Source organism: Microcella sp., assembly GCF_046296455.1.
In the GTDB taxonomy this organism is placed as follows: domain Bacteria; phylum Actinomycetota; class Actinomycetes; order Actinomycetales; family Microbacteriaceae; genus Microcella.
Window position 1 is genome coordinate 1 of sequence record NZ_JBKBLF010000041.1, and the last position, 9,149, is coordinate 9,149.

General features: G+C 72.2%; 7 protein-coding genes. 1 reads left to right on the top strand and 6 read right to left on the bottom strand.

The window, feature by feature from the left end; translation table 11 throughout:
• Positions 1–468, top strand: a 468-nt coding sequence (locus ACK4HH_RS12960; RefSeq protein ID WP_409652709.1) for an META domain-containing protein, incomplete at its 5' end; no start/stop codon positions are given.
• Positions 469–570: 102 nt separating this feature from the next.
• Here the strand turns inward: ACK4HH_RS12960 and ACK4HH_RS12965 are convergent.
• The 6 genes from ACK4HH_RS12965 to mnmA all read right to left on the bottom strand — a co-directional run bounded on the left by ACK4HH_RS12965 (position 571) and on the right by mnmA (position 9,104).
• On the bottom strand, positions 571–1,011 hold the full coding sequence (locus ACK4HH_RS12965; protein ID WP_409652712.1) for a hypothetical protein: 441 nt from the start codon (positions 1,009–1,011) through the stop codon (positions 571–573).
• 117 nt (positions 1,012–1,128) lie between these two features.
• Complete coding sequence (locus ACK4HH_RS12970) at positions 1,129–2,508, bottom strand: alpha/beta hydrolase (protein WP_409652714.1); 1,380 nt, start codon at positions 2,506–2,508, stop codon at positions 1,129–1,131.
• A gap of 164 nt (positions 2,509–2,672) precedes the next feature.
• Positions 2,673–4,982, bottom strand: coding sequence for an NAD-dependent DNA ligase LigA (gene ligA / locus ACK4HH_RS12975; RefSeq protein ID WP_409652717.1), 2,310 nt, complete (start codon positions 4,980–4,982; stop codon positions 2,673–2,675).
• A 125-nt stretch (positions 4,983–5,107) separates the two neighbouring features.
• The gene (locus tag ACK4HH_RS12980) at positions 5,108–6,469 is read right to left on the bottom strand and encodes a D-arabinono-1,4-lactone oxidase (protein ID WP_409652719.1); all 1,362 of its coding nucleotides are present in this window, start codon (positions 6,467–6,469) and stop codon (positions 5,108–5,110) included.
• 53 nt (positions 6,470–6,522) lie between these two features.
• Complete coding sequence (locus ACK4HH_RS12985; protein WP_409652722.1) at positions 6,523–7,830, bottom strand: amino acid deaminase/aldolase; 1,308 nt, start codon at positions 7,828–7,830, stop codon at positions 6,523–6,525.
• A 128-nt stretch (positions 7,831–7,958) separates the two neighbouring features.
• Positions 7,959–9,104 carry a tRNA 2-thiouridine(34) synthase MnmA gene (gene mnmA / locus ACK4HH_RS12990; RefSeq protein WP_409652725.1) on the bottom strand — a complete coding sequence of 382 codons (1,146 nt, stop codon included), beginning with the start codon at positions 9,102–9,104 and terminating at the stop codon, positions 7,959–7,961.
• Positions 9,105–9,149: the final 45 nt, after the last annotated feature.

Genomic DNA, 9,149 nt, shown 5'->3' on the forward strand with positions numbered 1-9,149 from the left:
CGCCGCGGCACCGGCACCACCCGCCGGCACACCGCGCTCGCGACCGTCGCACTCGCCCTGTCGGCCACGGCGGTGCTCACCGCATGCTCGGCGTTCGGTCTCGGCCCCGGCGCCGGGCTGCGCGGCGACTGGGGGCTCGTCACCGGCGAGGACGCCGCGGGCGCGTTCGACCTGTCGGTCGGCGGCGTCACGATGATCGTTGACGGGGATGCCATCTCGGGTGTCGCCGCCTGCAACACCTACGGCGGCACCGTCATCGGCAGTGTCGCCGACGTCGAACAACCGCTGCGGGTCGAGCAGATGTTCCAGACCGAGATGGCGTGCGTCGACGACGGTGTCATGCAGCTCGAGCAGAGGTACCTGGATGCTCTCGCCGCTGTCACGAGCGCCCGACGGGTCGATGCCGACACCGTGCGGCTCAGCGGACCGAACGTGGTGCTCGAGTTCGACCTGCTCGTCGAAGGCTGACGCGCGCGGCGAGCGCACGACGTTGACACGACCGGCGCTCAGGGCGGCCGGCGCTCAGAGCGGCCGGCACGCAGACGGGCCTGAACTCAGAGCGGCCTGGACTCAGAGCGGCCGGCACTCGCTCTCGCCGAGCAGAGTGCTCGCGCTCTCACTGACCCGCAGCACGACGACCTCGCCCTCGGCGCTCTCACCCCGCACCTCGACCACATCTCCGATCGCCGTGCGCGTCACCCGCATGCCCGCCTCGGCCCACGCGGCCTCGACCCGATCGGCTGCCGCTCCCACCGACGCCGGCGCCTCGCCGACCCGCAGCGCCGGGTAGCGCTCGCCCGCGACCCAGAGCGGGATGACGCACTCGCGCGGCGTCGGATCATCCATGGTCTGCCACGATCCGCCGACGACACCCTGGGTCTCGTCGAGCACCGCGAGAAAGCGTTCGCGCGCCTCGAGATCGGTGACGGGCGTCGACGACTGCACCGCGCATCCGGCGAGACCGACCGCGACGAGCACCGCCGCGAGGCTCGTCACGGTGCGTCGGCGCATGCGCTCAGGGTAACCGCCGCGCCCCGCTCGCACCGGGACGGCGTTCGCGAACCGCACGCGCGGCGCCTCGACGACCACCGTCGCGACCACCGACGCGACCAAACGGCTGCGACGCATCTAGAGCAGCAGGGCGAGCGTGCGACCCGCATCGCGCTGCGTGCCATCCGTGACGAGCTCGCCCTTGTCGATGCCGATGAGGGCGAGGTTGCGCATCGACTCGGTTCCGACGCCCCAGTAGTAGTTGTGTCCGATCGACGCGCTCAGCACGCGATTGGTGATGACGTCGACCGTTCCGGCGACGCTCATCATGCGCGCCCCGAACTCGCTCGACCCGGGGTCGGAACCGAAGAAGGCGCTGTTCGGAATCGGATCCCACGCCGCCTCGCCGACGAAGATCTCGCCGCGCACATTGAGGTCGTCGGCACTCGCGACCGGCGCACCGGGCGAGCCCATCATGGCGAGCGCGTCGACCGTGGTGCTCTCGTCGAGCGCGAGCATGGCCGCGGTCGACCCGTACGAGTGCGAGAGCAGCGCGATGAAGGGCTGATCGGTGCCACGCAGCGTCTGCAGGCCGTCGATCGCGCTCGCGATCGCATCGCGCCCCTCGTAGGCCAGGTCGAGGCTGCCGACGTTGAGCAGGTGGGGGGTCTGATACCCGATCCACGCCACGGTCGCCACGGTCTCGGCCTCATCGCTCGCGCCGACCTCGGCGAGCAGCGAGAGCCACGACACCTGCTCGTCGTAGAGGCGCGCCGCCGTGTCGGTCCACTCGACGACGTTGCCGCCGACCGTGATGAACATGCCGGGCACGAGGTAGCTGACGTAGTCGGCCGTGTCGAGGTCGCCAAGCACGATCGCGACCTTTCCGGCCTCGTGCGTGTCGAGCTGCAGCAGCGAACGGGGCGGGTTGGCCGTGGCCGGACCGAGCGCATCGGCGATGGCGTAGAGCATCTGCAGGCGCTGCAGATTCTGCGTCGCGATCGCTCGACCCGCATCCGAGCCCTCGAGCTCGAGCTCGCGGATCGTGGCCCGCAGAAAGTCGCGATTGACCTCGTTGCGCACCGCGACGGGGATGCCGTCGAGGTTGCCGATGAGCTCGGGCGCCGCGGTCGCGAGCGCGCGCTGCGCCGTGCGATCGAGACCTGCCCACCAGCCGGCCACCTGCGGAGCGCCGGGGGGCGCTGCGAGCAGGTCGTGGAGACGCCGGGGGTTCGCCTCTACATAGTCGCTCACCGCGGTGGGGGGCATCGCGGTGAGGGCGTGCAGCAGGGGGGCACCGGTGAGGTTCGCGATGCTCGCCGCCGACCGGGGGGTGGCGGGAGCCGAGGCGCTGGCACCCTGCTGCGGACTGGTGGGCAGGTCGATCTCCCGCACTTCTGCGGGGGTCGTAATGCTGATGGTGGGGCGATCAGGAGCAGATTCGAGCGCGACGGGATTCCCCGCCACCGTGGCCACGGTGAGCGAGGCGATCAACACTGCCGTCGCGTCGAACAGCACGCCCGATTCCCCTTTTGCGCATTGGTCCGGGCATCCCCCGAGACGGTCCCATCAGCGCTTTTCCATGCTAGGCGAAGAATGACCCCATTTGGGGGGGTGTACTGAACATTCTTCTCACTCGACATCCAGCCGTTACACGGGCGTCATATGGCGCCCCGCGCACGTCAGGCGGGGTCGGCTGGCTCGAGACGCAACGCTTCGGGGCCTTCGCGCACGAGAATGGCGAACTGCGCTGCATCGATGATGCGCACACCGAGCTCCTCGGCCTTGGCGAGCTTCGAGCCCGCTCCGGGCCCCGCGGCGACGAAATCGGTCTTCTTCGAGACGCTCGACGCGGCCTTGCCGCCCGCCGCGATGATCGCCTCCTGGGCCCCCTCGCGCGTGAAGCCCTCGAGCGATCCGGTGGCGACGACGGTGAGGCCCGCGAGCACTCCCCCGGCCGCAGCCGCCGCACCCGGGCCGGCGTGCCCGGGGGTGGCGAACTGCACGCCCGCGGCGGCCCAGCGCTCGACGATGTCGACGTGCCAGTCAACCGCGAACCACTCGTGCACCGCCTCGGCGATGATCGCCCCGACGCCGTCGACGGCGGCGAGCTCGTCGAGCGACGCCGCGCGAATCGCGTCGAGTGAGCCGAACCAGTCGGCGAGCGCCCGGGCCGCGACGGGCCCGACGTGACGAATGTTGAGCGAGACGAGCAGACGCCACAGCGGCTTGCGTCGAGCCTTCTCGAGCTCGTCGAGCAGCTGCAGGGCGAGCGCGCTCGGCACCGTCACCGGCTGCTTGCGGATGCCGCGCGCGCGCAACTCGGCGGCGTCGAGCCCGGCGGCCTCGGGGCCGTACTGCTGCTCGACCCGCCGGAACGGCGATCGGCGCTTGGCCTCGCCGTCGTCGTCGAGCTTCGGCAGCCCGGTCTCGGCGTCGCGCACGACGACCTCGATGGGCAGCAACTGGTCGACCGTGAGTTCGAACAGTGCCGCCTCGGTGTCGAGAGGCGGAGCATCCGGAACCAGCGGCTGCGTGAGCGCGGCCGCGCTGATCTCGCCGAGGCCTTCGATATCGAGCGCCCCCCGGCTGCCGATGTGCTCGACCCGCCCGCGCACCTGGGCGGGGCAGCTGCGCGCGTTGGGGCAGCGCAAATCGATGTCGCCCTCTTTCGCCGGAGCAAGCGGCGTACCGCACTCGGGGCAGTTCGTGGGCATGACGAACTCGCGCTCGGTGCCGTCGCGTAGCTCGACGACCGGCCCGAGCACTTCGGGGATAACGTCGCCGGCCTTGCGCAGCACGACCGTGTCGCCGATGAGCACGCCCTTGGCCTTGACGACGTCCTGGTTGTGCAGCGTGGCCTGCCGCACTTCGCTGCCGGCGACGCGCACCTTCTCCATGACGGCGAACGGCGTGGCCCGACCCGTGCGGCCGACACTGACGACGATGTCGAGCAGCGTGGTGTTGACCTGCTCGGGCGGGTACTTGTAGGCGATCGCCCAGCGCGGGGCACGGCTCGTGGCGCCGAGCTCGGCGTGCAGCTCGAGCTCGTCGACCTTGACGACGACGCCGTCGATCTCGTGCTCCACGTCGTGGCGGTGCTCACCATGGAAAGCGATGAACTCGGCGGCTGCGGCCGCGGTGTCGTGCACGCGAAAGTGGCTGCTGATCGGCAGCCCCCAGCGCTCGAGCAGCCCGTAGACCTCGCTCTGCGCGGTGACGGGCGGGTTCGGCCAGGCGCCGATACCGTGCACGAGCATGCGCAGCCGGCTGAGGCGGTCGCGCATGCGCGCGAGCTGATCGTCGTTCTTGCCCTCGGCCTTCTGCCGCAGGCTGCCGCTCGCGGCGTTGCGCGGGTTGGCGAACTCGCGCTCGCCCGCGGCGCGCTGCAGCGCGTTGAGCTCGTCGAAGGCCGCTTTCGGAATGAAGACCTCGCCGCGCACCTCGACGAGGTCGGGCAGCTCGGCGGGGTCGCCGGCGAGGCGGGTCGGGATGCCCGAGAGTTGCAGCACGTTGGGCGTGACGTCTTCGCCCACGCGCCCGTCGCCGCGCGTCGCCGCGGTGACGAGCACCCCGCGCTCGTAGCGCAGGTTGAGGGCGAGCCCATCGATCTTGAGCTCGCACAGCCAGCGCACCGGCCGCCCGGCGTCGCGCTCGACCTTGGCCGCCCAGTCGGCGAACTCGTCGGCGCTGAACACGTTGTCGAGGCTCAGCATGCGCTCGGCGTGCTCGACCGGGGCAAACAGCGTGGTCACGGCCGTGCCGCCGACCGTCTGCGTCGGGGAGTCGTGGCTCTGCAGCTCGGGGAACGCGTGCTCGATGAGCTCGAGCCGCCGCACGAGAGCGTCGTAGGTGGCGTCGTCCTCCAGCAGCGCGTCGCGCGCGTAGTACGCATCCCGCAGCTCGAGGATGCGACTCGTGAGCGCCTCGACCTCGGTGCGGGCCTCGTCGCGGCTCAGGTCATCGACACTGCGTTCGGGGGTCTCAGCCACGCGCACAGTCTACGAGCGGCCCCTGACGGCGCACACTCCGCCGTACGACGGAGAATCCGAGGGGCGACGCCCGATTGCTGCCCTGTGCCCGCGCTATCTCCGTCATTCGGCAGGAGAGCCCTTGGTTATGGGCCGAGCACCCGGTCGAGGTAGTCGTTCGTGAACACGCGATCGGGGTCGAGCCGGTCGCGCACGGCGAGGAAGTCGTCGAAGTGCGCATACGCCGGCCGCAGGTCGGCGGCGCTGCGCGTGTGCAGCTTGCCCCAGTGCGGGCGCCCGTCGTGAGCGCGCAGGATCGCTTCGGCGGCGGCGAAGTAGTCGCGAGCATCCTCACGGTGATAACGGTGTACCGCGATGTAGCTGCTCGCGCGGCCGTGCGCGGTCGAGAGCCACACGTCGTCGGCGGCCGTCGCGCGCACCTCGATGGGGAACGAGATGCGCCAGCCGTTGCGCTCGATCACGCGGTCGAGTTCGCGCATGACCGGTGCGACGGCCTCGAGCGGCACCGAGTACTCCATCTCGCGGAACCGCACCGTGCGCTCGCTCGCGAACACGCGGTGCGAGTAGTCGGCGGCCTGGCGATTGAAGGCGACCCCGCTCGCGAGCCGGTTGAACCCGGGGATCGTGCCGGGTGCGATCGAACCGATGCGGCAGAGCACCTCGTAGAGCCCGTTGCCGAGCAGGTCGTCGTCGACCCAGCGTTTGACGGGCCCGACCGGTGTGCGCGGGGCGTCGGCCGGCAGGCGCGTGTTGTTGCGCGTGAGCGCGAGGCGCGTGTGCGGAAACCAGTAGAACTCGACGTGGTCGGCCTGCGCCGATCGGTTCGGCCAGTCGTCGAGCACGGCATCGAGGGGCTCCGGATGCTCGTCTGCCGCCAGCACGAACGTCGGCACGGTCTGCACGGTGAGGTCGACGAGCACTCCGAGGGCCCCGAGCCCGAGACGCGCGGCGGGCCAGAGCTCGGCGTTCTCGGTGGGGCTCACCGGCAGCAGGCGGCCGTCGGCGGTGGCGAGCGTGACGGCGCGCAACTGGGTCGCGAGGCCGCCGAACGCGCGCCCGGTGCCGTGCGTGCCCGTGCTGAGCGCGCCCGAGATCGACTGCACGTCGATGTCGCCGAGGTTCTCGAAGGCGAGGCCGTGCTCGTGCAGCATCGCCGAGGCCGCGTGCAGCTTCGTGCCGGCCGCGAGGGTGACGAGTCCCGAGCTCTCGTCGATCGCGCTGATGCCGGCCAGGTCGGTCAGGTCGAGCTGCACGCCCGGCGCGACGGCGATGCCCGTGAACGAGTGGCCCGACCCGATCGCCTTGACGGGCAGCCCCTCGGTGCGGGCACGAGCGATCGCGGCGACGACCTCGTCGCCGCTCGCCGGGCGCTCGACGCGCACGGGGGTGACCTGCTCGGTGCGCGCCCAGTTGCGCCACGGGCGCGGCGCGCCAGCGCCGCGTGGTTGCGGCCGCGACTCGTGTGTCGTCGCCACAATCGAGCGCATGGCCGACGGCTCTGGCGAAAGATCGGCGGGCCCGTTCGCACCGCGGCTCTCGCTCACAAGAACACCTTCCCTTCGCCGCGATACGTCGGCAGCTCGCCCGTCACGGTGTCGCCGTCGACGACGGCGTAGGCGTCGAGGTGCTCGGCGAGCTCTCCGGCCTTGGTGTGGCGCAGCCAGACCCGGTCGCCGACGTGCAGCGTGCGGGCGGCGGCGCCGCGCAGAGGGGTCTGCACCTCTCCGGCGCCCTCGGTGCCGAGCATCCGGAGGCCTTCGGGCCAGACCACCTGCGGAAGCCGGTCGGCGCCCGCGGGTCCGCTCGCGATCCAGCCGCCGCCCAGCAGCGTGGCGATGTCGTCGGTGGGGCGCCGCACGACCGGCAGGGCGAAAGCCGCCGCCGGTGCGGGGGTGAACCCGCGGTAGGTGTCGAACAGGTGCGGGCCGATGAGCCCGCTGCCGGCGGCGAGCTCGGTGACGCTCGTATCGGCCGCGGTCGACTCGAGCGAACCGGTGCCGCCGCCGTTGACGAACTGCAACGGCGTGCCCGCGGCGTCGGCGATCGCGCGTACCGCGGCGACGGCGCGACCACGTCGATCGGCGAGCTCGGCGCGTGACCGGCGCTGGATGCCGCGCACGAGCGCACCGCGCACCGGCCGCCCCGGGGGCGCGTCGCCGAGGCCGGCAATCTGCGCCTCGTAGGCCATGATGCCGACGAGCGTGAAGCCGGGGCGCTCGGCGACCGTGCGCGCGAGGGCCGCGAGCTGCTCGGGCTCGTGCAGCGGGCTGCGCCGCACCCCGAGGTGCCCGAGCGGGCCGCGCCAGCTCGCGTCGAGTTCGAGGGCGATGCGGATGCTCGGCCTCGCGCCCGGCGGTATCACCGAGTCGATCAAGTCGAGGTGGGCGACGTCGTCGATCATCAGTGTCACGCGCGCGGCCAGCTGCTCGTCGGCCGCGAGCCGCGCGAGGGCCGCGCGATCGGTCGTGGGGTAGCCGAGCACGACGTCGTCGATGTCGCTACCCGCGCTGCCCGGGGCGCCCGCGCTCGTGCCGCTCGTTGGGCGCGGGCTCGCGAGCCACAGCGCCTCGGGCAGCGTGTAGGCGAGCACGCCCGCGAAGCCGGGGTGCGCGAGCACCGCCTCGAGCAGGCCGCGCACGCGGATCGACTTGCTCGCCACCCTGATGGGCACTCCCCCGGCGCGACGCACGAGGTCGGCGGCGTTGAACGCGAACGCCGCGCGATCGATGACGCCGAGCGGCGGGTCGAGGTGCGCCGTCGCGGCCGTGAGGCGCGGCCAGACGTCGGCGGGATCGGCGCCCGGGCGGGTCGCAGGCGCGTCGGTCAGGCGCAGCAGCTCGGCGGTCACGGCGCCAGTCTAGAGAGCGACGGGCCCGGGGCGGCTCGGGGACTCGAGCGAGGCCCGGCGCGGTCGGGCGAGGCCCAGCATGCCGGGGCGAGACCCAGCGTGTCGCGCGAGACCCAGCGTGCCTTTCGCTACGGCGCAGCGACGAGGTCGGCCGCGACCGTGCGGTCGATCGTGCACTGGCCGAGCACGCGCGTGCCGACGTAGATGACCGCCGTCTGACCGGGAGCCACCCCGAGCAGCGGCTCGCTGATCTCGACGACGAGCTCGCCATCGCGCACGCTCGCGATCGCCGGCACGGGGTCGGCGTGCGCCCGCACCTGTACGTGGCAGTCGAACGGGAGCAGAGCATCCGGAGCCTGCGGGTCGGCAGCGGTGATGCCGCTCGCGATCGGGTCGAGCCCCGCCCACGTGAAGCGGTGCCCCGCGAGCTCGCGGATCGCGAGCGCCTCGCGCGGCCCGACGACGATCTCGTTCGAGCTGGGACGCACCTCGAGCACGAAGCGCGGGCGGCCATCGGGCGCGGGCACACCGAGGTTGAGTCCGCGGCGCTGGCCGACCGTGAAGCTCGTCGCACCATCGTGCGCGCCCACGACCGCACCCGAGCGGTCGACGATCGCGCCCTCGACGGGCTCGATGCGGTCGGCGAGCCAGCCGCGCGTGTCGCCGTCGGGGATGAAGCAGATGTCGTGGCTGTCGGGCTTCTGCGCCACGGTCAAGCCCCGCGACGCGGCCTCAGCGCGCACGACCGCCTTCGACGGCGTCGTGCCGAGCGGGAACATCGCGTGCGCGAGCTGCTCGGTCGTGAGCACCCCGAGCACGTACGACTGGTCTTTCGCCTCGTCGCTCGCACGGTGCAGCTCGCGGTTGCCCGCCGCATCGGTCACGATGTGCGCGTAGTGGCCGGTCACCACGGCGTCGAAGCCGAGCGCGATCGCCTTCTCGAGCACGGCCGCGAACTTGATGCGCTCATTGCAGCGCATGCAGGGGTTCGGGGTGCGGCCGGCCGCGTACTCGGCGATGAAGTCGTCGACGACGTCGGCGCGAAAACGCTCGCTGAAATCCCACACGTAGAACGGGATTCCGAGCTTCTCGGCCGCGCGCCGTGCGTCGAGGCTGTCTTCGATCGTGCAGCAGCCGCGGCTGCCGGTGCGCAGGGTGCCGGGCATGCGGCTGAGCGCTAGGTGCACGCCGACGACGTCGTGGCCCGCGTCGACGGCGCGCGCCGCCGCCACGGCGCTGTCGACGCCGCCGCTCATCGCTGCCAGAACCCGCATGCCTCCAGGGTACGCGGCGACGCCGAGTGGATGCTCCGCGCGCGT

Bases quoted from the DNA above. Each gene is read 5' to 3' on its own strand.
- ACK4HH_RS12980 (WP_409652719.1), bottom strand. From the start codon at position 6,469: ATGCGCTCGATTGTGGCGACGACACACGAGTCGCGGCCGCAACCACGC.
- mnmA (WP_409652725.1), bottom strand. From the start codon at position 9,104: ATGCGGGTTCTGGCAGCGATGAGCGGCGGCGTCGACAGCGCCGTGGCG.
- ACK4HH_RS12965 (WP_409652712.1), bottom strand. From the start codon at position 1,011: ATGCGCCGACGCACCGTGACGAGCCTCGCGGCGGTGCTCGTCGCGGTC.